Below are 24,401 nucleotides of genomic sequence, written 5' to 3'. Positions count from 1 at the left end.
TCAGCCCTGGGTCTTCGCGGCGGTGCAGGCGGTCTGCGCGGTGTTCAGGGCGTCGGCGGGCGCGGCACCGTTGTCGAGCACGTCCTGGATCGCGGTGGCCTCGTAGCCCTGGCACTTGAAGATCCAGCTGAACGGCGGCAGCGCGAACGCGGTGTCGAGCTCGGAGACGGCGGCCGTCTCGTAGGGGTTCTGCGCGACGAACTTCTGCATCAGCGGCAGCGCCTGCGGGGTGACCGGCAGGTAGCCCGAGGTGGATCCCCAACCGGCCTGCTCGGCGGGGCTGGTGATGAACTTGAGGAACGCCCAGGCGGCGGCCTTCTGGTCGGCCGTGGCGTTCTTGAACACCACGATGTTGGTGCCGGTCAGCTCGTTGACCGGGCCGGAGGCGCCGGTCGGCAGGGCCGAGATGCCCAGGTCGAACTTGCCGCCGACGGTCTTCTTCTCGAAGCCGTAGCCGGCCGCGGAGGAGATGTCGAAGGCGCCCTTCTGCGCGCCCAGCGCGGTCTCGCCCGGGTAGTTCTTGCCGGTGGCCAGCGCGTTCGCGTCCTTGAGGCCCTTCAGGTAGGTCAGCGCCTTGACCGCGCCCGCGTCGTTCAGGTGCGGCGTGCCGTCGTTGTCGTAGAGCGTCCCACCGTCTGACTTGTCCAGGATCTCGAACCACTGGGTGCCGAAGGTGGCACCGGCCGCCGAACCGGGGTCGATGGTGGAGCCGGTGACGCCGCCCTTGGAGACCGCCTTCATCACCGAGGCGTAGTCGTCCCAGGTCTTGGGCGCGCTCTGGCCGTCGGCCTTCAGCATGTCGGCGTTGGAGAAGAGGATCAGCACGCTCTTGTTGAACGGCCACATCCAGGTTTTGCCGTCGCCGAGGGTCAGGTCCTTCTGCACGCCCTTGTAGAAGGTGGACACCTGGGGCGGGGTGTCGGTACCGGCCAGCTCGCTGATCGGGGTGATCGCGCCGCCGGACTGGAAGTAGGAGGCCCAGCTCTCGTAGGCCTGGCCCATGGTGGGCGCGTTGCCGGCCTGGACCTCGGCCTTCTCCTTGGTGTACATCGTCGCGTAGTCCGGGTCGCCCTGGAGCTTGACGGTGATGTTCGGGTACTTCGCCTGGAAGTCGGCGACCAGCTTCTCCATCGCCGGCTTCAGCGTCCCGATCGTCATCGCCTCCTCGAAGGTGATGGTCACCGGCTTGGTGGGGACCGCGAGTTCGGTGCCGGAGGCAGCGGCGGGCGCCGAGGTCGTGGCGGCCGGCGTGCCGCCGCCGGCACAGGCGGTGAGGCTGAGGGCCGCGAGCGAGGCGACAGCGGCGATGCGGAAACGCATGGGAGGTCCGTTCCTTCGTTCTGTGTGCGGGGAGTGCGGGGAGGGTTGTGGTTCAGGCGAGGGCGGAGTCGGCGCCGGAGGCGGTGCGACGCCGGACGAGGGTGAAGAAGACCGTGACGGCGAAGAGCACGACGGCCAGTGCGGCGCCGTAGCCGGTGTCACTGAGGACGAAGGCCTCCTGGTAGACCAGGTAGCTGAGCGTCGTCGTCGCGTAGACCGGGCCGCCGTCGGAGAGTTGGTAGAACTGCGTGAACGCCTGCAGCGAGGTGATCGCGGTGATCGCGACCACGAACACGGTGACCGGCCGCAGTTGGTGCCAGGTGATGTGCCAGAACTCCTGCCAGGCGTTGCAACCGTCCATCCGGGCAGCCTCGCTGAGCTCGTTGGGCAGCACGGCCAGCCCGCCGAGGAAGACCACCGTGGTGAAGCCGACCTCGTGCCACAGGCTGTAGACGATGACGGCCGGCATGGCCGAGGTCGAGGACTGCAGCCATTGGGAGGTGGGCAGGTGCAGGCTGTGCAGCAGCCAGTCGGCCAGGCCGAAGCGGGGGTTGAAAATCCAGACCCAGATCATCGAGGTCGCGATCACCGGCGTGGCGTGCGGCAGGAAGAGCGCCACCCGTGAGGCGTTGAGCAGCGCCCCGCCACGCTGCAGCAGCAGCGCCAGAGCGAGCGAGAGGGCGGTCCCGCCGATCACCATCGCGCCGCTGAAGTAGAGCGAGTGCCACAGGCTGGACCCGAACGTCGGCTGGGTGGAGTCGAAGAGCCGCTGGTAGTTGCCGAGGCCACGGTAGACGGACATGGCCGGGTTCAGGGCGTTCCACTTCCACAGCGAGACGTAGAAGGTGTAGCCGGTCGGGACGATGACGAAGGTCGCGAAGATCAGCACCGCGGGGGCGGAGTAGGCCCAGCCCCAGCGGGTGGTGCGGAAGTCACGGGCCGGGGTCCGGCGGCGCGTACGGCTGCGGGTGGCGACGGCCGGCCCGGCCGTGGTCGTTGCGGTCACGGCGGGAACTGTCGCGAGCGAAGATGTCATCGGAACCAACGGTCGGTGACAAGTTGCCGACGCGGTGGGCTACATTCCACGGCGTCAGATATTCTGTAATGTTCGGCACTTCTCCAATCTGACGCCGGCCCGCCGCCCTTCCGTCCACAACCGGGCATCTGCCGTTCATGTAGTGGACATGTCATTACGGTGGTCGCGGTACTCCTGCGAACCCGATGCTCGTGGCATCCGCTGCCCTACGCGCGTAGCGGTCCCACGAGCGCCGAACCGCCACAAACGGAACGGCAGTCAGGAGTTCGACTCATGTTCAGAACTTCCACCCTCGGGCGCAGCGCCCTGCTCGCCTCCTCTGTCGTCCTCGCGACGGCCACCGCGATCGCCGTGGCCCCGGGCGCCACGGCGGCCACCTCGGCCTCGTCCTCGACGGTCCATCACGTCCTCTTCGACGACAGCAAGTCGGAGACGGCGGGCAACTCGGACTGGATCATCAGCACGAGCATGCCCGACCCGCTTCAGCAGAACCCGAACCCGCAGACGGAGACCGACTGGACCGGCGCCATCTCCGCCTGGGGCGTCGCGCTGCAGAAGGCCGGCGGCTACAGCCTGAACACGCTCCCGCCCGGCAACACGATCACCTACGGGGACAGCAGCAACCCGCTGGACCTGTCGCACTTCGACACCTTCGTCCTGCCCGAGCCCCAGGACCAGCTGTCGGCGGCCGAGAAGGCCGCGGTGATGCACTACGTGCAGAACGGCGGCGGTCTGTTCATGGTGGTCGACCACACCGGCAGCGACCGCAACAACAACGGCTGGGACTCGCCCGCCATCGTCAACGACCTGCTGACCAACAACGGCGTCGACAACAACGACCCGTTCGGCTTCAGCGTCGACCTGAAGAACATCGTCAACGACTACCCGACCGCGATCAACGACGCGACCAACCCCGTGCTGCACGGCGCCTTCGGCACCGTCACCGGCAGCGTCATCTACAACGGCACCACCGAGACGCTGCACCCGGCCGACAACCCGAACGTCAAGGGCCTGGTCTACACGACCGGCTCGACCCCGGGCGGCACCTCCGGCGCGTTCTTCTCCACCAGCACCTTCGGCAGCGGCCGGGTCGCGATCTGGGGCGACAGCTCCGCCATCGACGACGGCACCGGCGAGCCCGGCCACACCGTCTACAACGGCTGGGACGACCCCAAGGGCACCGACGCGCAGCTCGCGCTGAACGCGACCGCCTGGCTCGCCTCCGGCACCGGCGGCTCCAGCTCCGGCAACACGGTGTCGGTGACCGGCCCGGGCAACCAGACCGGCACCGTCGGGACCGCCGCGTCGCTGCAGGTCAGCGGCACCGACTCCGGCGGTGCGGCGCTCAGCTACTCGGCCACCGGTCTCCCGGCGGGTCTGAGCATCTCCTCGGCCGGTCTGGTCTCCGGCACCCCGACCACAGCCGGCACCTCCAACGTCACCGTCACCGCCACCGACACCACCGGCGCTTCCGGCTCGGCCTCCTTCACCTGGACGGTCAACCCGACCACCGGCGGTGGCGGCGGCACGGGCGGCTGCACCGCGGCGCAGCTGCTCGGCAACCCCGGCTTCGAGAGCGGCTCCGCCTCCCCGTGGACCACCTCCGCCAGCGTCATCAACAGCGACCTGACCTCCGAGCCCGCCCACTCCGGCGGCTACGACGCCTGGCTCGACGGCTACGGCAGCACCCACACCGACACCCTCGCCCAGACCGTCACCGTCCCGGCCGGCTGCACCACCGCGAAGCTCTCCTTCTGGCTCCACGTCGACACCGCCGAGACCAGCACCACCAAGGCCTACGACACTCTCCAGGTCCAGGTCCTGAGCGGCTCCGGCACCGTGCTCGGCACCCTGGCCGGCTACTCCAACCTCGACGCCAACACCGGCTACACCCAGCACTCCTTCGACCTGTCCGGCTACACCGGCCAGACGGTGACGCTGAAGTTCACCGGCACCGAGGACAACGAGTACCAGACCTCCTTCGTCCTCGACGACACCGCGCTCAACGTCTCCTGATCACTCGAATCGCGTGGCGTCGCCGGCGCCCTGACGGACGATCTCGGCGACGCCACTGGAGAAGTCGATCACGGTGGTCGGCTCGGTGCCGCAGTCACCGGAGTCGAGCACGGCGTCCACCACGTGGTCGAGCCGCTCCTTGATCTCCCAGCCCTGCGTCATCGGCTCCTCCTCGTCGGGGAGCAGCAGGGTGCTGGAGAGCAGCGGCTCGCCCAGCTCCGCGAGCAGGGCCTGGGTGACGACGTGGTCCGGGATCCGCACCCCGACCGTCCGCTTCTTGGGGTGCAGCAGCTGGCGCGGCACCTCGTTCGTCGCGGGCAGGATGAAGGTGAAGCTGCCCGGCGTCGCCGCCTTGATCGCCCGGAAGACGTTGTTGTCGATGTGGACGAACCGGCCCAGCTGGGCGAAGTTCTGGCACACGAGCGTGAAGTGGTGCCGGTCGTCGAGGTGGCGGATGGTCCGGATCCGGGCCAGGCCCTCGCGGTTGCCGACCTGGCAGCCGAGTGCGAAACAGGAGTCGGTGGGATAGGCGATCAGCGACCCGGACCGGACCAGGTCGGCCACGTTGTCGAGGATGCGCGCTTGGGGGTTCTGCGGATGCACGTCGAAGTACTTCGCCATCCGCCGAGCGTAGGGGATCGAGCCCCGATCCGAGCGACTCAGCACCCCGGATGGACCCCTCGGATCGCGGGCTCGCACAGACGTTCCCGAGAATGCGTAAGTGTCCACCTATCTCTTCGCGCTCGGGCGCTGGGCGTTCCGGCGGCGACGCCTCGTGCTCGGGATCTGGCTGCTCGTCGCCGTGCTCGCCGTGGTCCTGGCCACCGCCAGCGGCGGGAAGACCAACGACACCTTCACCATCCCCGGCACCGAGTCGCAGCGGACCACGGACCTGCTGCAGCACACGCTCCCGGCGCTGGCGGGCGGGCAGACGCAGGTGGTCTTCGCGGCGCCGGCCGGCCGGCACATCACCGACCCCGGACCGCGCGCCGCGGTCGACGCCTCACTGGCGCGGATCAAGGGCGTGCCGCAGGTCGCGACCGTCTCCGACCCCTACACCGCGCACGGCGTCTCGCCCGACGGGCAGGTCGCGCTGGTCTCGGTGCAGTGGGGCGCGCAGCCGCCGGACGTGAAGGACGCCTCGCTGGACGCCCTGGAGACGGCGGTCACCCCCGCCCGGCAGGCGGGCGTGCAGGTGGAGTACTCCGGCAGCGTCTACCCGGGGTGGCGGCTGGTGCCCTCGGAGCTGCCCGAGTTGATCGGCCTGATCATCGCGTTCGTCATCCTGCTGATCACCTTCGGTGCGCTGGTGGCCGCCGGAATGCCGATCCTGACGGCAATCCTGGGCGTGGTCGTCTCGCTGATGGGCATCACCGCGCTGGCCTCGGTCATCAACATCGCCTCGGCTTCGACCACGGTGGCCATCATGCTGGGGCTCTCCTGCGGCGTGGACTACGGCCTGTTCATCCTCTTCCGCCACCGCAACCAGCTGCTGCAGGGCATGGAGACGGAGCAGTCGGTCGGCCTGGCGGTCGGCACCGCCGGCGGTTCGGTGGTCTTCGCCGCGCTGACGGTGATCATCGCGCTGTGCGGCATGTCCGTGGTCGGCATCCCGTTCCTGACGGTGATGGGCCTGTCCGCGGCGGCGGCCGTCGCCATCGCGCTGCTGATCGCACTGACACTGCTGCCCGCGCTGCTGGGCTTCGCGGGCCACCGGATCACGAGGTTCATCAGCACCCGGGTGCGTCCCGGCCACCACGAGCGCGTCGCCAAGACCTCCGCCGCCGAGTCCCCCACCACGCGCGGGGCGCGCTGGTCCCGTTTCGTGGTGCGGCGCGACTGGCTGGTCGCGTTCACCGGGGTCGCGCTGCTCCTGCTGCTGGCCCTGCCCGCCCTGGACATGCAGCTCGGACTGCCGAGCGGCGCCTCGAAGCCCACCTCCAACACGCAGCGGCGCGCCTACGACCTGATCAGCGCTCACTTCGGCCCCGGCTACAACGGCCCGCTGCTCGTCGTCACCGAACACGGCGTGCCGCCGGCCGCCGCGCAGCGCCTGGCCGCGGCGCTGGCCACCCAGCAGGGCGTGGCCGCCGCCGCGCCGCTCGCGGCGAACCCGCAGGTCGCGATCGTGCGGGTGGTGCCCAAGACCGGGCCGAACGACCCTGCGACCGCGGACCTCGTGCACGGCCTGCGCGACCACCGCGCCGCGATCGAGGCGGTCGTCGGCGCACCGGTGCTGATCGGCGGGACGACGGCGTCCAACATCGACGTCTCGCAGAAGCTGGCCGACGCGCTGCCCGTCTTCCTGGCCGTGGTCGTCGGGCTGGCCTTCGTGCTGCTGACGCTGGCCTTCCGGACGATCCTGGTGCCGATCAAGTCGATCATCGGCTTCCTGCTCTCGGTCGCGGCGGCGTTCGGCGCGCAGGTGGCGATGTTCCAGTGGGGCTGGGGACGTCACATCTTCGGCATCACTCCGACGGAGACCATCAGCTTCCTGCCGCTGATCATGCTGGCCATCATCTTCGGCCTCTCCAGCGACTACGAGGTCTTCGTCGTCTCGCGGATCAAGGAGGACTACACCGCGAGCGACGACGCGCGCGGCGCCGTCAGACGCGGCACCGCGCGCTCCGCGCGGGTGGTCACCGCGGCCGCGCTGATCATGTTCTCGATCTTCGTGGCCTTCATGTTCACCAGCGATCCGACCATCAAGGCGATCGGCTTCAGCTTCGCCGTCGGGGTCTTCCTCGACGCCTTCGTGGTCCGGCTGACCGTCGTCCCGGCGGTCATGGCGATCGTGGGCGCCCGGATCTGGTACCATCCGCGCTGGTTCGCCCGTTACGTGCCCGACCCGGACATCGAGGGCAGCCGTCTGGAGGACCAGCTCGGGGTCCCGCACGGCTCCACCGACGCCCGGGTCTGAGGCGCGTACTCTGCGACGGACCGTCAGCCCGTCGTCACCTCCTGCGCCAGCGAGTTGCCGGCGGCGATCGAACCGCAGTCGGAGGGCGCCTGCAGTCCGGCGAAGCGCGCGTCCAGCCACGCGATCGCGAGCGGCGCCCACGGCACGGCCGTGCCGACGTGGCTGAGCAGGTCGAACTGCTGGTAGTCGATGGCGTGGTTGCCGGTGGCGCAGTACTGCCGGGCGAGCGCGCGCACGTCCCCCGCGACCATCACACCGTCGCCGGTGCCGATGCCCGTGACGTTGCTGAAGGTGCCCTCGAAGACGCCGCCGTCGCCCTGGCCGATGTAGCCGGGGATGGTCGGGGTGCCGGCCGAGCCGAGGTTGATCCGGTTCACCGCGTTGACGAAGGCGGGCACCGAGTCCGGGTTCGCGTACTGCGGCTTGGCCATCTTCTTCCAGGTCAGCCCCGGGTAGCGGCCGAGCGCACCGACGATCGAGGTGTGCTGCAGGTCGTTGAAGACCTGCTGGCCGTAGCTGCTCAGGTAGGGCTGGAGGTCCAGACCGTAGGAGCGGGCCACTCCGATCAGCGCCATCGGGATGACGCCGGACCAGACCAGCGAGCCGTCCACGTACTTGAGGTTGTGCGCCGGGTCCACCAGCACGCCGCCTTCGGCGAAGCCGACCAGCCGACGGTTCACCTCCGGCGCGTAGGTCGGCGCCAGCGCCGCGGCCCAGTCGGTCGCGATCGCCCCGCCGGAGTAGCCCATCAGCCCGACCCGGGTGGTGCTGTTCACGGTCGTGCCCCCGGCCCGGCTCGCGGCGCGGATCGAGTCCAGCGTCGTTTCGCCGTACTCGGGACCGGCGGCGAAGTCGGCGGTCTGACCCTCGGTGTCCGGGATGATCAGGCTGTAGCCCTGCAGCAGCAGCGGGACCATCAGCAGCGACTCGGCGTTCGGGATCACGCCGCCCAGCGTGACGTCGCCGGCGATGGCCCGCGAGGGGCTGTCCGCCGGGTCGAGGGAGTCGTAGAACGACTGGTAGGAGACGGCCTTGCTGCTGTCGCCCGTCAGGCTGCGCACCACCGAGGTGACACCGGCGGCCGGGCGGCCCTGGGCGTCGACAGTGCGGTAGAGCAGTTGGATCGCCTGCACCGGTGTGGGCAGGCCGAGCACGTGGTACTGGAGCGTCCGCTGTTTCAGCACCGTGCCGGGCGTGTAGGAGGCAAGCGGCGTGCTGCCGGTGTACGTGTAGAACGGGTCGCCGGCCGCGGAGTTCACCCGCGTCGCCGACTTCGCCGGCGTGGCGCCGGCCGCCTCCGCGGCGGTGGCCGGGACGACCGCGGCGGTGGTCACGGCGGCGACGGCGGTGGCCAGCAGCCGAACGGCTCGTCTGGACATGAGCTCCCCCAGGTGCGTGAAACGGATCACAGGTGGACCTGACTGCGGGGTAAGTTACCGCGTGGTAAAGCTGCTGCCCAGAGGTCCGACACGAGAAATTTACGGCGGCCCCGGCGCGCACCGGGCGGTACGCGCCGAGGCCGTAAGGGTGCTCGTGGTCCGTTGACACCTGGTCAGCGCGCCGCCGGCTGGGCGAGGCGGGCGGCGTGCGGCCGGATGGAAAGCTCCAGGTGAACCCGATGGAGTGACGCCATCGGACCGCCCCGCCGGATCGGCGGGCGGTCGTAGACTCGGGCGATGAGCGACGAAGTGGACGAGGACGCGGTGCTCGACGCCTTCGGCGTCCTGGGCGAGCCGGTGCGACGCGGGCTGTACCACGTGGTGGCGGCCGCACCCGGGGAGGTCAGCCGGGACGCCGCGGCGGAGGTCGCCGGGGTCTCGCGCGCGCTGGCCGCGTTCCATCTGGACAAGCTCGTCGAGGCCGGGCTGCTGGAGGTGACGTTCCGGCGGCTGTCGGGCCGCAGCGGCCCGGGCGCCGGGCGGCCCGCCAAGCTGTACCGGCGGGCCCGGCGCGAGCACACGCTCTCGCTGCCCCCGCGCAGCTACGACACGGCCGGGCGGCTGCTCGCCGAAACCCTCGAACGCGCCGGCCTGGACCGCGAATTGCAGGCGGTCGCCCGCGAGCGGGGCGCGGCGCGGACCTCCGACGACCCGGTCGGGACGCTGCGCGCGCAGGGCTACGCGCCCTCCCCCGACGCGGACGACGAGCTGATCCGGCTCCGCAACTGCCCGTTCCACGCGCTCGCGGAGGAGTACCCGGCGCTGGTCTGCGGCATGAACCTCGCCCTGATCGAGGGCCTGGTCGGCGCGGACGGCGAGTGGACGGCCGAGATGGCTCCCGGCCCGGACCGTTGCTGCGTCGCGCTCCGGAGGCGACCCGAATCGGCCTGACTTCTAAAACCAATATCCATTGACGATAGAGCAAGGAGACAGCCATCCTTGTTCCATGACTGGCTTTCACCTCGCCCAGGTCAATGTCGGGCACATCGTCGGCCCACTCGACGGCCCGGAGCTCGCCGGCTTCGTCGCGGAGCTTCCGCGCATCAACCGGCTCGCGGACGAATCACCCGGCTTCATCTGGCGCATGGTCGACGAGGACGGCGCGGACGCGACGGCCGTACGGCCCGACGACGCCGACGAGCTGCTGCTCGTCAACTGCTCGGTCTGGGAGTCCCTCGAGGCCCTGCGCGACTACGTCTACCGCAGCGACCACCTGACCGTGCTCGCCAAGCGCCGCGAGTGGTTCGTCAGACCCGGGGAGCCGCACCTGGCGATGTGGTGGGTCCCCGCGGGTCATCGACCGAGCGTCGCCGAAGCCATGGAACGTCTGGCCCTACTCCGCCGACACGGCCCCGGGCCACGGGCGTTCACGTTCCGGGACCCGCACCCGGCCCCGTCACAGGGTTTCCACAAGGAGCCTTCCTAGCGTCGTTCGTGGTCGGCTCGACGATGACGACGGAGGTGCGAGATGGGGGAATTCCGACCGCGCAAGGCCGTGCTCGCCTTGGTGACCGGGGTCTTGGTCGCGCTCGCGGGGTGCGCGGGCGTACTCGGGGGTGGTGCCGCCGCGGCGTCACCCGGCGCGGCGGGGACGGTGACGAGCTCCGGTCCCGCGTGGATCATCAGCGGTGCGGAGCTCGGTCGGCTGGTCGCCGAGAACGGCGCGGGGGCGCAGCGGGCGTTCGACCACCCCAGCACGTATGTCCTGACGAGCAAGGCCAGTTGGGGCATCCCCTCCGGCTGGAGCAGCACCCCGACGGCGAGCTTCTCGAGCTACGCGGCCCTGCAGGCCGCCTTCGCCGGACACACCGTCGATCCGCGGATCCGCGCCGTGCTCTACGACAACGAGCACTGGAAGCTGACGCCGACGAACGAGCAGCAGGACCCGGTCCGCTACGACCGGCTCGCGGCGACGCTGGTGCACAGCCACCACCTGCTCTTCCTCGCCTCGCCCGCGACCGACCTGGTCAAGGTGCTGCAGCCGGGCGCGACCGACGTCTACCAGGCGTTCCTGAACCTGGGCCTGCTGCGGCAGATCGCCCCCTTCACCGACGTCGTCGACGTCCAGGCCCAGGGCTCGGAGAGCGATCAGGCCGAGTTCTCCCGGTTCGTCGACGCCGCCGCCGCGCAGGCGCGCCAGGCGAACGCGCACCTGCGCGTGCTCGCCGGGATCAGCACCAACCCGAACGGCCGGACGGTGACCGCCGGTCAGGTGGAGAACGCCGCACGGGCCGTGCGGCCGCACGTCGACGGATTCTGGCTCAACGATCCGGGCCCGGGCCCGGCCTGCGGAAGCTGCCGGGGCCCGTTCCCCGCCATGGCCCTCGCCCTCGCGAAGGACCTCGCGGGCGCCTCCTGAGCACCGCGCGCTCTGAGAACGGAGACGCCCGCGACGGGTCAGAGCGCAGCCAGGTGGTCCGCCAGGTCGTCCAGGCCCAGGGACCCCTGGCGCAGCGCGGCCATGTGCCAGGTCTTCAGGTCGAACGCGGACCCGAGCCGGGCGCGGGCCGCGTCACGGCCGGAGAGCCAGGCGCGCTCGCCGAGCTTGTAGCCGATGGCCTGGCCGGGACGGCCCAGGTAGCGCAGGATCTCGCTGTCCCGGGCCGCGGGCGGCATCCCGACGTACTCGTGCAGGAAGCCCGTGGCCAGTGCCGGCGTCCAGGTCTCGCCCGGATGGAACGGGGAGTGCGCCGGGATGGCCAGTTCGAGGTGCATGCCGATGTCGATGACGACCCGGACGATGCGCATCATCTGCTTGCCCAGGTAGCCCAGCCGGCGGGCGGGATCGGTGAGGTGGCCGAGCTCGTCCATCAGGCGCTCCGCGTACAGGGCCCAGCCCTCGACGTTGGCGCTGATCTTGCCGAGCGTGACCTGGTAGCGCGAGAGCTGGTCCGCGGCCGCGGCCCATGAGGCGATCTGCAGGTGGTGGCCCGGCACGCCCTCGTGGTACCAGGTGCTGACCAGCCGCCAGGTGTGGAACCGCTCCTCGGCGTCGCCGTTGGCGAGCGGCAGGAAGGTGCGGCCCGGACGGCTGAAGTCGAGGCTCGGGCCGCTGTAGTACGGCGCGGCGGCGCTGCCGGACGGGGCGATCCGGGTCTCGACGCGGCGCAGCGGGCCCTGGATGTCGAAGTGGGTGCCGTCGAGGTCCTCGATGGCCTGTTCGGTGAGCTGCTGGAGCCAGGCCCGCATCTGCTCGGCGCCCTGGACGACGTGCCCGTTCCGGTTCAGGTGCTCGCGCGCCTCCTGCACGGTGGCGCCGGGCAGCACGCGCTCGGCCTCGGCGCGCAGCTCGGCCCAGACGCGGTGGAACTCCTCCCAGCCCCAGGCGTAGGTCTCGTCCAGGTCGAGGTCCGAGCCGGTGAACTCGCGGGCCTCCACCAGGTAGCGCTCGCGACCGACGGCGTCGGGGGTGCCCTCGGCGGCGGCCGCGTAGTCACCCAGCAGCCAGTCCCGGAAGGAGGCGACGGCCTCGGTCGCGGCGCGGGCCGCGGCGTCGAGCTGGGGGCGGAGCGCCTGCGGCGCGGGCTCGACGAACTCGGCGAACCAGCCGGCCCCGCCGTCGTTCTCGCCCGTCCACTCCGTCAACTGCTGGGCCTGCACCTCGGCTTGGCGGGGAGCGGCGAGCAGCCCGCGCTTGACGCCCTCGGCGAGGGTGGCCCGGTGGCCCTCCAGCGCGGCGGGCAGCTTGCGCAGCCGGCCGAGCACGGGCGCCCAGTCCGCGTCGGTGGCGGTGGGCATCTGGGTGAGGATGCCGCGCAGCCCGTGCACGGGAGTCTGCATGTTCCGCACGGCGCGGTGGTGCTCGCCCGCGTCGAAGACCTGCAGTTCGGCGGTGAGCCGCTCACGCATCAGCCGCGCGCAGACCTGCTCGGCGGGGTCCGCGGTCGCGTCGCCGGGCAGCGCGTCCAGCTGCCGCAGCGTGGCGCGCGCCACCTCGGCGAGCGCCTCCAGGCCCTGCGGCGAGACGTCCGGCAGCCGGTCGTCGGTCGGGTCCAGGCCCAGCCAGGTGGTCACCCCCGGGTCCAGGGCGGCGACCCGGGTCACGTGGTCGTCGGCGAGGGCCCGCGGGGTGTTCGGCGTGGTCAAGAGTGTCTCCCCCATCGGTCGGTGCGTGTTCGATCATCCTGGTAGACGGACACGGTCACCGACAACACCCGGAAAGGCGGACGATCCCGATGGCCATCTCGACGTCGCCCCAGAAAATCACCACGTTCCTCATGTTCGAGGGCCGGGCCGAGGAGGCCATGCGCTGGTACACCTCGCTGTTCCCGGACGCCGAGGTGCTGTCCGTCAGCCACTACGGCCCGGGCGAGGACGGCCCCGAGGGCACCGTGCGGCACGCCCTGTTCAGCCTGGCCGGGCAGCCGTTCATGTGCATCGACAGCCCCGCGAAGCACGGTTTCGGCTTCACGCCCTCGATGTCGCTCTACGTGCAGTGCGACAGCGAGGAGGAGATCGACCGCCTCTACGCCGCGCTCGCCGACGGGGGCCAGGCGCTGATGCCGCTGGGCTCCTACGGCTTCAGCGCCAGGTTCGGCTGGGTCAACGACCGGTTCGGCGTCTCCTGGCAGCTGACGCTCCCGGGCGGGGGCGACTGAGCCGTCCTCAGTCCGCCATCCAGTGATGCCGGCCGAGGCTGATCAGGCGCAGTTGGCGGCGGGCGGTCGCGGCGATCCGCCGCTCCCCCTCGGCGTCCGCCTCCTGCAGCGCCGCCGCCGTGAGCACCATGTGGTCCACGTAGAGCTGGGCGACCATCCGGATGTCCTCGGGGCTCCACTTCGCCGAGACCGGCTGGGCCGCCAGCGCCGCCGCGACCTCGTCGGTGAACCGCGCGAGCTCCGCATCGATCGCCTCGCGGACCGGGCGCACTCCGCCGAAGCGCTCGCGCGCGATGAAGCGGACGTGGGCGCGGTGCTCGCGGACGTGGTCGGCGATCACCTGCACGGCGTGGTCTATCAGCTCCTCCGGGTCGCCCTGCTCGGCGAACGCGGCGCGCACCATCGCGTGCAGGCTGTCGAGCGCCTCCTCGACCAGCGCCACGCCCAGGTCCGCGAGATCGCGGAAGTGCCGGTAGAAGCCGGCCGGGGACATGCCCGCCTCCCGGGTGACCTCGCGCATGCCGAGGCTGGAGAAGCTCTGATGCTCCAACAGCTGCAGTGCCGCGTCCATCAGAGCGCGGCGGGACTGCTGCTTCTGGGCCTGGCGGACCCCTGTCGTGTGACTCACGCCATTGAGTAAACAACTGTTTGCTGAAATCCGCCACTCGGCGTAGGATGAAGAAGTCAGCGAACAGTTGTCATCTCAAGTGTTCGCTGAATGTTCACGCCGCCCGCACCTCCGCCAAGAGAAGAGCCTCGCTGTGAGTCTCCTGCTCGCCCTCGTCGCCGTCAGCCTGCTGCCGGGCGCGGCGTTCCACACCAGCACGTCCGCCCTCGTCTACGGCGCCACGGTGATCACCGCCTGGCTGCTCGCCTTCGCCGCACGCGAGGCAATCGCCCGCCGGAAGCAGCACTGACCATCCCCCGGAGTCACACCGTGGACACCACCGTCACCACGCAACGTCAACGCGTCTTCGACGCCGACCAGATGGCCGTCGCGTCGTTCATCCTCGGCCTGCTCGGGCTGCTCGTCTTCAACCTGGTGCTGGGCCCGTGCGCGATCGGCCTCGCGGTCGTCGCCCTGTTCCGCCGCACCCGCCGCCCCGTCCGGGCCGGCCTCGGCATCGCCCTGGGCGCCGCCGACCTCGCCGTCCTCGCGGTCACGGTCATGGCCAGCCACGGCACCATCTGGCACACCGCCTGACGGCGTCTCCCCCCGCAACACCCCTCGGGGCCCGGTGACTTCTCACCGGGCCCCGAGTGCGTTGTGCCGACGTCTGTTTGAGCCCCGGCCGAGCACGACGGCCGGGGCGGCCCCCGTCCACGGTCGCGGACGGGCGTTCCGCATCCCATGGTTCCGGATCCGCCCGGGGGTCGGGTACCACCGTTCGGAGGCACCCGTACCGCCGATCGACGGATCCGGAGCCGGATGCTTCGCAGAACGTTCACACGCGGTTCCGCGCCGGGCAAACATCGGACGACTCCTCACTTCGTGCGCACCTTCTGCGCGTTCGGCACACGAGCACCCGATCCGGACACATCAGCACCTCCGGGGCATCACAGAACGAACGCAGATGCACCAAGGTCGTTCACTCTTGTTCACGAGAGCCCCATAAATTCGGCGGACCCGCGAATCCACCCGCTCACGAACCATTGCGAACGTTCACACAAAAACCCGATCGGCCCGAGTGGACATGTATGCTCATCTGCTGGTTGGATCATGCCAAGAAAGGGGCGGGTTTTTCCCGTTCCCTCTACTGGTAATGCTCAGAGCATTGAGAGGAAATACACTCATGCGCAGCGACTTCACGCCGCAGGTCGAGACCCGCGAGATCGCCGACACCGACCTTGACGGCGTGGCCGGCGGCCTCGGCCTCGGCGCCGGTGCCGGCCTGAACGGGCTTGGCGGCCTCGGCGTTCACGTGAACGGCGTCGGCGACGCACTGACCACCGTGGGCAACATCGTCCCGGTGGGCGGCCTGGTCTCCACCGTCACCGGCCTGACCGGCCTGACCGGCACCGTCGGCAACCTGACCTCCGTGGTCTCGGGTATCTGATTCAGATATCTCCGCCGAGCCGAACGGTTCGGGATCAGGCCCTGGAACAATTTTGTTCCAGGGCCTGTATCGCGCTCTGATTCAATTCGGTGTATTTGACGTCGAGCAGTTCTAAGGAAATACCCTGTGCAGTTCCGGCAGCAGGCGCTGGCCAAGCAGCAGTCGCCCGAGGATCTCGACGTGCCGGCTCATCTGGCCCGTCCGCAGGGGCGCCTCGTGCTCCTGGTCACGGCGGCGGTGGTGGCGGCCGCGTGCTTCTGGGCAGTGACCGGCACGGTCTCGTCCAAGGTGAGCGCGCCCGGGATCCTCTTCCACGCGGAGGGCAGCTACACGCTGCAGAGCCCCGTCGCCGGCCAGGTCGTCGCCGTGTACGCACAGCCGGGTGACACGGTGGCCGCCAACGCGCCGCTGCTCGGCGTGCGCACGAGTGCAAGCGTGAGCACGGGCACGGGCACGGCGGCGCCGAAGACGCAGCTCGTCCGCGCCGTGTCGGCGGGACGCCTCAGCACGTTCACCGCCGCGCTCGGCTCGGTCGTCACGGTCGGCTCCCAGCTGGCCACCGTGGAGCGGATCAACAGCGCCGACGAGCCGCTGGTCGCGGTGCTGTACGCGGCCCCGAACAACGCCGAGTCGATCCCTGTCGGCGCGGAGGTCGACCTCACGGTCCAGTCCGTGCCGGTCTCCCAGTACGGCTTGCTGCGCGGACACGTCGTGTCGATCGGCCACAGCCCCGAGGCCGCGCAGCAGATCGCCGACTTCCTCGGCAGCGCGCAGCTCGGCCAGGCGTTCAGCACGCAGGGCGAGCCGGTGCCGGTCGTCGTCCAGTTGGAGCGGTCGAGCGGCACGAAGTCGGGCTACGCCTGGTCCTCGCAGCAGGGTCCGCCGTACGCGTTGCAGTCGACGCAACTGCTGAGCGCTGCCGTGCATCTGGCCGGACAGCACCCGATCGATTGGATCCTGCCGTGAGCGGACGACGCGCCGCCGCCAACCCGCGCCCGGCCTCGAACCCGCGCGCCGCGAACCGCACGGCCGCGCCCACGCCGAGCGGCGGGCGCGGCCGCGCCCGCCAACGTCCCCCGGCGCGGAAGAGCGCCAAGCGCCAGAAGACCGTCCGCACCCCCACCGTCCTGCAGATGGAGGCCGTGGAGTGCGGTGCCGCCGCGCTCTCCATGGTGCTCGGCCACTACGGCCGGCACGTCCCGCTGGAGGAGCTGCGCATCGCCTGCGGCGTCTCCCGCGACGGTTCGCGTGCGAGCAACGTGCTGAAGGCCGCCCGCAGTTACGGGCTCACGGCCAAGGGCATGCAGATGGAGCCGACCGCCCTGGCGGAGGAGGTGCAGACCCCGGCCGTCCTCTTCTGGGAGTTCAACCACTTCGTCGTCTACGAGGGCATCAGCCGCCGGCTGCGCAAGCGCGGCGTGCAGCTCAACGACCCCGCGCGCGGGCGTCGGTTCGTGGCCGAGGAGGACTTCGACTCCAGCTTCACCGGCGTGGTGCTGACCATGGAGCCAGGTCCCGACTTCCGTCCCGGCGGCAAGCGGCCCGGCGTGCTGAGCGCGCTGCCGGCGCGGCTGCGCGGCACCCAGGGCACCACGCCCGCCGTGCTGCTGGCGAGCCTGCTGCTCGTCGCCGTCGGCGTGGCGCTGCCCGCGCTGAGCCGCACGTACATCGACTCCTTCCTGATCGGCGGCCAGACCTCGCTGCTGCCGGTCCTGTTCGCGTCGATGGCGACCATGGTGGTGCTGACCGGTGTGCTCACCGGCGTGCAGCAGGCCAACCTGCTGCGCGGCCGGATGCTCGCCTCCACCCTCAGCAGCGCACGCTTCCTGCGTCATCTGCTCCGGCTGCCGGTGGCCTTCTTCACCCAGCGCAACCCGGCCGACCTCGTGCAACGCCTACAGTCCAACGACTCGGTGGCCGAGACCCTGGCGCGGGACCTCGCGGCGGTCGGCGTCGACGCCATCGTCGTCGTCCTCTACGCGGTGCTGCTGTGGACGTACGACCCGCAGCTCACCGTCCTCGGCATCGGCATCGCGCTGCTCAACGTGGTGGCGCTGCGCGTGGTGGTGCGGATCCGCGGCACCGGCGTGCAGAAGCTGCGCGCCGACAGCGCCCGGCTGACCAACACCTCCTACAGCGGCCTGCAGCTGATCGAGACGATGAAGGCCACCGGCGGCGAGACGGGCTACTTCCGCCGCTGGGCCGGACAGCACGCGGTCACGCTCAACGGCGAGCAGCGGCTGGGCGTGCCGAGTGCGGCGCTGAGCGTCGTCGCCCCGACGCTGGCCGCGCTCAACAGCGCGCTGATCCTGCTGATCGGCGGTCTGCGGGCGGTCGAGGGACAGATCTCCATCGGTCTGCTGGTCGCGTTCCAGGCGCTGGTGGCCAGCTTCACCGCGCCGGTCGCCCGGCTCAACGGCGTGGCCGGCCGGGTGCAGGACTTCACCGCCGACATGGCCCGGCTCAAGGACGTCGAGAGCTTTCCGGCCGACGCCCGGCTCGCCCGCTCCCGCGCCGGTGCCGGCACGCGCCGGCTCAGCGGCCACGTGCTGCTGGAGGACGTCACCTTCGGCTACAGCGCGCTGGACGCGCCGCTGCTCAAGGGCTTCTCGCTCGACGTGGGCCCCGGCCGCCAGGTGGCGCTGGTCGGCGGGTCCGGCAGCGGCAAGTCCACGGTGTCCCGGCTGATCTCCGGCCTTTACCAGCCGTGGGAGGGCGAGATCACCGTCGACGGCCGGCGGCTGACCGACATTCCGCGCAGCTCGCTCTCCGCGTCGGTCTCCTTCGTCGACCAGGACGTCTTCCTCTTCGAGGGCACCGTCCGCGACAACGTGGCGCTCTGGGACCCCTCCATCTCCGACGAGGCCGTCACCGCCGCGCTGCGCGACGCCGCCGTGCTCGACGCCGTCTCCCGGCGTCCCGGCGGCATCCACAGCCGGGTCGAGCAGGACGGCCGCAACTTCTCCGGCGGCCAGCGCCAGCGCCTGGAGATCGCCCGCGCCCTGGTGCGCCAGCCCAGCGTGCTGGTGCTGGACGAGGTGACCAGCGCGCTGGACGCGGAGACCGAACTGGTCGTCATGGACAACCTGCGCCGCCGCGGCTGCGCCTGCGTGGTCATCGCCCACCGGCTCAGCACGGTCCGCGACAGCGACGAGATCGTCGTGCTGGACCGCGGCGTGGTCGTCGAGCGCGGCCGCCACGAGGACCTCGTCGTGGCCGGAGGGCCCTACGCCCAGCTGGTCAGGGAGCACTGACGTGTCGTTCGCCAACCCCCCGACGTTCCCCCAGGACGCCCAGGACCCGTACCAGTCCGGCCAGATCCCGCAGTACCGGACGGGAGAGGTGCCTCCGGTCCCCCAGGACTCGTACGGGACCGGGCAGCTGCCGCAGGTGCAGCAGGACGCGTACCACACCGGCCAGTTGCCCCAGGTCCCGCCGCAGGCCGAGTACGGCGGGCAGCCGGGCCCGGCCGACGACGGCGTGCTCGCCACGCTGGGCGCGCTCGGGACCGGCGTCGACACCACCGGCGTGCGTCGGCTGTCGCTGGAGGGACCGCACGTGGTCTGGCTGGTCGTCGCCGGGGCGATGGACCTGTTCGCCGTGGACGCGGTGCTCGAAGGGCGCTGGCACTTCCTCGGCCGGCTCGAGGCGGGCGCGCTGCTGCCGGGGCCCGTGGACGGGCCGCAGCACACCGTCATCGGGCGGCCGCTGACCGGCTGCGTGCTGCGCCGGATCCAGTTGCGCGAGTTGTTCTTCGGCCCGCAGTACGCGCCCGAGTGGAACTACTACGGCGCCAACGGCCTGCTGACCCCGCTGGAGGACGCCTTCGCGCGCGGCATCGGCCGCAGCCTGCGGCTGCTCTTCGAGGCGCGCGCCGACGGCCGGCTGGCGGGGCGCGACGCGGTGGTCGAGGACATGGGCGACGACATCCAGTGGATGTCGGTGACCCCGGGCAGCCTGGTGCTCGGCGGCGTCTACAGCCAGGAGACCGCACAGGACCTGTTCATCGATCCGGCGACCTGGCAGCGGCTGGTGGACCAGCAGAGCCGGCTGCTGTTCGCGCTGGACCGCTGGATCGACCAGTTGGAGCGGGCCTACGAGGACCGCGCCGAGGCCGGCGTCAAGGCCGGGGAGGCCGCGCGCGCCCAGGCCGACCAGGCGCTGCTCACCTCGCTGCAGCGCTCGGACCGCGGGCGCGCGGGAGCGGCGGGCGGGCGTGGCTCCGCGGCCGGACTCGACGACGCGGTGCTCGCCGCCTGCCGCATGGTGGGCGAGGCGGCCGGGATCACCCTCACCACGCCCACCGGCGGCGGCCCCACGGAGGACCGGCTCTCGCCCATCGAGAAGATCGCCGTCGCCTCGCGCTTCCGCACCCGGCAGGTGCGGCTGCAGGGGCGCTGGTGGCGTCAGGACGCCGGGCCGCTGCTGGGGTTCAAGCTGGCCAACGGCGCGCCGCTGGCGCTGCTGTGGCGGCGCGGCGGCTACGAGGCGGTCGAGCCGTCGGGCGGCCGGCGCACCCGGATCGACGAGGACAACGCGGACCAGTTCGAGCCGCTGGCGATCATGTTCTACCGCCCGCTGCCCGAGAAGCCGCTCTCGGCCCGGCAGTTGCTGCGGTTCAGCCTGCGCGGCACCCGCGCGGACGTGCGGCGGCTGGTCGTCAGCGGCCTGGTCGCGGTCGTGCTCGGCACGCTGGTGCCGATCGCGACCGGTCAGGTGCTCGGCGACTTCGTGCCGAACGCCGAGAACGACCTCATCGTGCTGTTCTCACTGGCGATCGTCGCCACCACGCTGGTCTCCGCAGCCTTCATGCTGATGGAGAACCTCTCCATCCTGCGGCTGGAGGGCCGTATCGAGGCGACCCTGCAACCGGCGGTCTGGGACCGGTTGCTGCGGCTGCCGACACGCTTCTTCACCGGACGGTCGACGGGCGAGCTGGCCTCGGCCGCGATGGGCATCAGCGCGATCCGCCGGATCCTGTCCGGCATCAGCTCGGTGGTCGTGCAGGCCGGCACGGTCGGGCTGGTCAACCTGGTGCTGCTGCTCTGTTACAGCGTCCCGCTCGCCCTGGCCGCGATCGGCATGCTGATCCTGATCGCCGCCCTCTTCCTGGGCCTCGGCCTGTGGCAGCTGCGCTGGGCGCGCAAGCTGACCGCGCTCAACAACAAGCTGAACAACCAGGCCTTCCAGACCCTGCGCGGCCTGCCCAAGCTGCGCGTCGCCGCGGCCGAGGACTTCGCCTACGGCGCCTGGGCGAGCGAGTTCGCGCGCAGCCGCGAACTGCAGCGCCGGGTGGGCCGGATCAAGAACCTGATCACCGTCGCCAACTCGGTCTATCTGCCGCTGTGCATGCTGGTGATGTTCATGCTGCTGGCCGGTCCGGCGCGCGGCAGCATGTCGGCGAGCAGCTTCCTCACCTTCAGCAGCTCGGTGACGATGGTGCTGACCTCGGTCACCCAGCTCACCGGCTCGCTGCTCTCGGCGGCCGCCTCGCTGCCGCTGTTCGAGCAGATCAAGCCGGTGCTGCAGGAGGTCCCCGAGGTGCGCGGCGGCAGCGCCGCGCCCGGCACGCTGACCGGCGAGATCGAGGTCCGCGACCTCTCCTTCCGCTACACCGAGAACGGTCCGGTCGTGCTGGACGGCGTGAACCTGCGGATCGCGCCGGGCGAGTTCGTCGCGGTGGTGGGGGCGAGCGGCAGCGGCAAGTCGACGCTGCTGCGGCTGCTGATCGGCTTCGACCGCCCCGACTCGGGCGGGGTGCTTTTCGACGGGCAGGACCTCACCTCACTGGACCAGGCGGCGGTGCGCCGCCAGTGCGGCGTGGTGCTGCAGAACGCGCAGCCCTTCAACGGCTCGATCCTCGACTGCATCCGCGGCACCGAGCCGCACACCATGGAGGAGGTCTGGGAGGCCGCGGCGATGGCCGGTCTCGCGGACGACATCAAGGCCATGCCGATGGGCCTGCACACCGTCCTGTCCGACGGCGGCGGCACAGTCTCCGGCGGCCAGCGACAGCGTCTGATGATCGCTCAGGCGCTGGTCCGCCGTCCGCGCATCCTGCTGTTCGACGAGGCCACCAGCGCGCTCGACAACGAGACGCAGCGGATCGTGATCGAGAGCACCCGGCGGCTGCGGGCGACCCGCGTCGTGATCGCGCACCGGCTGTCGACCGTGCTGGACGCGGACCGGGTGATCGTGATGGCGGGCGGCCGGATCGTCCAGGAGGGCACCCCGACCGCGCTGCTCGCGGACACCACCGGCCCCTTCCACCAGCTGGCCCGTCGCCAGATGCAGTGAGCCCGGGCTGCGTCCTTCATGAGGGCCGGGCAGTATGAGAAAGGCCTTCAAATCACCCCACCTCAGGCGTGACGGTCCGGTCCGGCGGGCACTGGTCAGTCATCGGAGAGGGGGCGCGCCGAGCACGGAGGTGGCGCCATGAGGTGGAGCGCAGCCGGACTCACGGCCTGCGGAATAGCCGTGTCCCTCGGCATCGCCGGGTGCACGGTCTCGTCGTCGACGTCCACGACGTCGTCGTGGCCCACGCACACGCCGGCGTCGTCGACCTCGTCGACGTCCTCCGGCGCGGGCGGCGGATCCGGGTCCCGGACGCTCGCCCAGGTCGCCGCGGGCAGCGTCGACCTGGTCAGCGAGCAGAGCCTGTCCGGCACCGAGGCGGCCGGTACCGGCATCGTGCTGACCTCCGACGGGGAGGTGCTCACCAACAACCACGTGATCAGCGGAGCCACCTCGCTGACCGCCGTGGACATCGGCAACGGCCACAGCTACAGCGCGTCCGTGATCGGCTACGACCGCAGCCACGACCTCGCCCTGGTCCAGCTGCACGGGGCCTCCGGCCTGCAGACGCTCGACCTGGCGTCGGGCACGCGGGTCTCCGTGGGCGAGGCGGTCACCGCGCTCGGCAACGCGGGCGGACGGGGCGGTCAGCCGAGCCGGGCGAGCGGTTCCGTCACCGCGCTGGACCAGCAGATCACCGCCTCGGACGAGTCGACCGGCAGCTCCGAGCAGCTCAGCGGCCTGATCCAGGTGGACGCCCCGATCCAGGCCGGCGACTCCGGCGGCCCGCTGGTGAACGCCCAGGGCCAGGTGATCGGCATCGACACGGCCGCCTCCGTCGGCTACCAGTTCCAGAACGCGCCCGCCCAGGGCTTCGCCATTCCGGCCGACCAGGCCCGGGCGACGGCGAACGCCATCGCCGCCGGTCAGTCCTCCTCGACCGTGCACATCGGCGCGACGGCCTGGCTGGGCATCGCGGTCAGCAGCTCGAACCAGAACCTGGCCGGCGCCGGTGCGACGGTCGTGCAGGTGGTGCCGAACTCCCCCGCCGACCAGCTGGGGCTGGTCCCGGGCGACGTGATCACCTCGCTCGACGGCTCCTCGGTCGCGGACGCCAACGCGCTCACCGCGCTGCTCGGCCGCTACCACCCCGGCAACACGGTCACCCTCGGCTGGACCGACGGCAACGGCCAGGCGCAGTCGTCCCGCCTCGCCCTGGGCAACGGGCCGGCTGGTTAAGAAAGTTTATTAACAACCCTTGTGGGGCGACTCGTCCCCCACCTAGGCTCCCCTTGCGAGCTCGCAGATTGACATGTCCCCCACCACTCAATCTCGCAGAGGAGTCCCCGCATGCGTTCCTCGCGCGCACCCCGCGCCGTGGCGGCCGCTCTCGCCACACTCGGCCTGCTCGTCGTGGCCTCGCCCGCCCACGCGCAGACCGCGGACAGCCAGACGCTGCAGGTCAACGTCACGTCCTACGGATACAACGACAACGACAACGGTGACGGCAGCTACGGCAACGCCGTGATCGCCTACCCGCAGATCCACAGCATCGCCACCGAGGGCAGCGGCAGTTACGACGACCCGGTGACCTTCGCGACCGACGAGAACGAGTTCGCCCCCGGGACGATCATCTACGTCCCGCACCTGCAGAAGTACTTCATCATGGAGGACGGCTGCGTCGAGTGCACCAGTGACTGGAACAACGGCGTCCGCCACGTCGACCTCTGGATGGGTCCGAACGACGCCATGCAGCCCGAGCCCGCCCTGGACGACTGCGAGGCCTCCGTCACGCGGGACAACGCGGACATCGTGGTCAACCCGGACCCGGGGCTGACGGTCGACACGACGCCGATGTTCTCCGACGGTCAGTGCACGGCCGTTCTCCACTGAGTTCCGCACTAAAGCCCAGGTAGGAGGCCGCCCCCGCCGCTCGGCGGGGGCGGCCTTCCGCCGTTCGCGGGGGGCAGTTCGGGGACGTAGGTCCCTTCCGGAGCCGCTGAGACGCAGGTCACGGGCCTGCTGTGGCGTGCGGCACTTACTAGCGGTAACGCTTGCTCCGCTTGTAAAGCTCATGTGAATGTGCCTGAGGCGGGTCGAAAGAGAACCCGCCGGGAGCGCGGCGATCCGGTGCACACAGCGCCGACCTGTCAAACGCCGATCCGCTCCCCTGCTCGGTCGGGCCAGTCCCGATGAGCCGTGTGCGAGACCCCTCTCGTAGCGACGCCGTTCTCGGCGAGCGCGCGGATGCGTACGTCCTCGGCCTCGGGCAGTTCCGTCGACATTGGAGTGACATGCGTCCCCGCTTCCGCCTTTCCCTCGTGCAGCTCAACAAGCGTCTCGCCACCGTGCGCCTGAACAAGCGCGTGTCGGCCGGCATCGGCGCCGCGCTGCTCGTCACCGGTGCCGCGACCGGCACCGCCGTCGCCCTGACCGGCAACGACGGCTCGACCCACATGGCCGCCGCCGCGAGCACCCAGGCCGCCGCGCGTCCCACCACCGACACCGCGAACCGCTCCGAGCAGCGCGCCCCGCTGGCCAGCCAGTCCGCGGCCGCCGCCAAGGCCGCCGCCGACGCCAAGGCGAAGGCTGACGCCGCCGCGAAGGCCAAGGCCGCCGCCGACGCGAAGGCTGCCGCCGACGCCAAGGCGAAGGCTGACGCCGCCGCGAAGGCCAAGGCCGCCGCCGACGCGAAGGCTGCCGCCGACGCCAAGGCGACGG

The 24,401-nt window shown here is 71.0% G+C and carries 20 protein-coding genes and 1 pseudogene; 15 read left to right on the top strand and 6 right to left on the bottom strand.

Going from position 1 to position 24,401, the window contains the following annotated elements:
• Both DN069_RS00735 and DN069_RS00730 read right to left on the bottom strand, forming a co-directional pair.
• Nucleotides 1-1,320 carry an extracellular solute-binding protein gene (locus DN069_RS00735; protein ID WP_111498707.1) on the bottom strand — a complete coding sequence of 440 codons (1,320 nt, stop codon included), beginning with the start codon at nucleotides 1,318-1,320 and terminating at the stop codon, nucleotides 1-3.
• Nucleotides 1,321-1,372: 52 nt separating this feature from the next.
• Complete coding sequence (locus DN069_RS00730) at nucleotides 1,373-2,326, bottom strand: carbohydrate ABC transporter permease (RefSeq protein WP_165845324.1); 954 nt, start codon at nucleotides 2,324-2,326, stop codon at nucleotides 1,373-1,375.
• Nucleotides 2,327-2,629: 303 nt separating this feature from the next.
• Between DN069_RS00730 and DN069_RS00725 the strand changes: the two genes are divergently transcribed.
• The gene (locus DN069_RS00725; RefSeq protein ID WP_207892009.1) at nucleotides 2,630-4,372 is read left to right on the top strand and encodes a putative Ig domain-containing protein; all 1,743 of its coding nucleotides are present in this window, start codon (nucleotides 2,630-2,632) and stop codon (nucleotides 4,370-4,372) included.
• Here DN069_RS00725 and DN069_RS00720 read toward each other — a convergent pair whose 3' ends face one another.
• Entirely contained in the window at nucleotides 4,373-4,993 is a 621-nt protein-coding gene (locus tag DN069_RS00720) for an L-threonylcarbamoyladenylate synthase (RefSeq protein WP_111498705.1), read from the bottom strand.
• 100 nt (nucleotides 4,994-5,093) lie between these two features.
• Between DN069_RS00720 and DN069_RS00715 the strand changes: the two genes are divergently transcribed.
• Complete coding sequence (locus tag DN069_RS00715) at nucleotides 5,094-7,292, top strand: MMPL family transporter (RefSeq protein WP_111498704.1); 2,199 nt, start codon at nucleotides 5,094-5,096, stop codon at nucleotides 7,290-7,292.
• Between the two features lie 23 nt (nucleotides 7,293-7,315).
• On the opposite strand, the gene DN069_RS00710 is transcribed toward DN069_RS00715, so the two are convergent.
• The gene (locus DN069_RS00710) at nucleotides 7,316-8,671 is read right to left on the bottom strand and encodes a lipase family protein (RefSeq protein WP_111498728.1); all 1,356 of its coding nucleotides are present in this window, start codon (nucleotides 8,669-8,671) and stop codon (nucleotides 7,316-7,318) included.
• A 297-nt stretch (nucleotides 8,672-8,968) separates the two neighbouring features.
• Between DN069_RS00710 and DN069_RS00705 the strand changes: the two genes are divergently transcribed.
• The 3 genes from DN069_RS00705 to DN069_RS00695 are packed head-to-tail and all read left to right on the top strand — an operon-like array spanning nucleotide 8,969 to nucleotide 11,090.
• The gene (locus DN069_RS00705) at nucleotides 8,969-9,622 is read left to right on the top strand and encodes a helix-turn-helix transcriptional regulator (RefSeq protein WP_111498703.1); all 654 of its coding nucleotides are present in this window, start codon (nucleotides 8,969-8,971) and stop codon (nucleotides 9,620-9,622) included.
• Between the two features lie 55 nt (nucleotides 9,623-9,677).
• A complete protein-coding gene (locus tag DN069_RS00700) occupies nucleotides 9,678-10,157 on the top strand; it encodes a DUF3291 domain-containing protein (RefSeq protein WP_111498702.1) in 480 nt (159 codons plus the stop codon).
• Between the two features lie 42 nt (nucleotides 10,158-10,199).
• On the top strand, nucleotides 10,200-11,090 hold the full coding sequence (locus DN069_RS00695) for a hypothetical protein (RefSeq protein ID WP_111498701.1): 891 nt from the start codon (nucleotides 10,200-10,202) through the stop codon (nucleotides 11,088-11,090).
• 38 nt (nucleotides 11,091-11,128) lie between these two features.
• Here the strand turns inward: DN069_RS00695 and DN069_RS00690 are convergent, their stop codons facing one another.
• Nucleotides 11,129-12,832: a DUF885 domain-containing protein gene (locus DN069_RS00690; protein WP_111498700.1), complete on the bottom strand. Its 1,704-nt coding sequence runs from the start codon at nucleotides 12,830-12,832 to the stop codon at nucleotides 11,129-11,131.
• A gap of 74 nt (nucleotides 12,833-12,906) precedes the next feature.
• On the opposite strand from DN069_RS00690, the gene DN069_RS00685 reads away from it, so the two are divergent.
• Nucleotides 12,907-13,329: a VOC family protein gene (locus DN069_RS00685; protein WP_111498699.1), complete on the top strand. Its 423-nt coding sequence runs from the start codon at nucleotides 12,907-12,909 to the stop codon at nucleotides 13,327-13,329.
• 7 nt (nucleotides 13,330-13,336) lie between these two features.
• Here DN069_RS00685 and DN069_RS00680 read toward each other — a convergent pair whose 3' ends face one another.
• Nucleotides 13,337-13,957, bottom strand: coding sequence for a TetR family transcriptional regulator (locus DN069_RS00680; protein ID WP_111498698.1), 621 nt, complete (start codon nucleotides 13,955-13,957; stop codon nucleotides 13,337-13,339).
• Nucleotides 13,958-14,090: 133 nt separating this feature from the next.
• Between DN069_RS00680 and DN069_RS39755 the strand changes: the two genes are divergently transcribed.
• The 9 genes and pseudogenes from DN069_RS39755 to DN069_RS40810 form a co-directional block, all read left to right on the top strand.
• Nucleotides 14,091-14,246 carry a hypothetical protein gene (locus tag DN069_RS39755; protein WP_165845327.1) on the top strand — a complete coding sequence of 52 codons (156 nt, stop codon included), beginning with the start codon at nucleotides 14,091-14,093 and terminating at the stop codon, nucleotides 14,244-14,246.
• Nucleotides 14,247-14,266: 20 nt separating this feature from the next.
• Entirely contained in the window at nucleotides 14,267-14,533 is a 267-nt protein-coding gene (locus DN069_RS00675; RefSeq protein ID WP_111498697.1) for a DUF4190 domain-containing protein, read from the top strand.
• Between the two features lie 589 nt (nucleotides 14,534-15,122).
• Complete coding sequence (locus DN069_RS00670) at nucleotides 15,123-15,386, top strand: type A2 lantipeptide (protein ID WP_111498696.1); 264 nt, start codon at nucleotides 15,123-15,125, stop codon at nucleotides 15,384-15,386.
• A gap of 126 nt (nucleotides 15,387-15,512) precedes the next feature.
• Entirely contained in the window at nucleotides 15,513-16,352 is an 840-nt protein-coding gene (locus DN069_RS00665; protein ID WP_111498695.1) for an HlyD family efflux transporter periplasmic adaptor subunit, read from the top strand.
• A complete protein-coding gene (locus DN069_RS00660; RefSeq protein WP_111498694.1) occupies nucleotides 16,349-18,640 on the top strand; it encodes an NHLP family bacteriocin export ABC transporter peptidase/permease/ATPase subunit in 2,292 nt (763 codons plus the stop codon). Before DN069_RS00665 ends, DN069_RS00660 begins: the two co-directional genes overlap by 4 nt.
• Nucleotides 18,641-18,806: 166 nt before the next feature.
• Entirely contained in the window at nucleotides 18,807-21,683 is a 2,877-nt protein-coding gene (locus DN069_RS00655; protein ID WP_111498727.1) for an NHLP bacteriocin export ABC transporter permease/ATPase subunit, read from the top strand.
• Nucleotides 21,684-21,821: 138 nt separating this feature from the next.
• Nucleotides 21,822-22,919 (top strand): S1C family serine protease, encoded by a 1,098-nt coding sequence (locus DN069_RS00650; protein WP_111498693.1) that lies wholly within the window; start codon nucleotides 21,822-21,824, stop codon nucleotides 22,917-22,919.
• A 111-nt stretch (nucleotides 22,920-23,030) separates the two neighbouring features.
• Nucleotides 23,031-23,573 (top strand): hypothetical protein, encoded by a 543-nt coding sequence (locus DN069_RS00645; RefSeq protein WP_111498692.1) that lies wholly within the window; start codon nucleotides 23,031-23,033, stop codon nucleotides 23,571-23,573.
• 401 nt (nucleotides 23,574-23,974) lie between these two features.
• A pseudogene (locus DN069_RS40810) lies at nucleotides 23,975-24,401 on the top strand (hypothetical protein); the annotation flags it as partial.

This window comes from Streptacidiphilus pinicola, assembly GCF_003258295.1.
Classification (GTDB): domain Bacteria; phylum Actinomycetota; class Actinomycetes; order Streptomycetales; family Streptomycetaceae; genus Streptacidiphilus; species Streptacidiphilus pinicola.
Note: the sequence above shows the minus strand (reverse complement) of the source record. Positions and strands in the feature narration are given on the sequence as shown.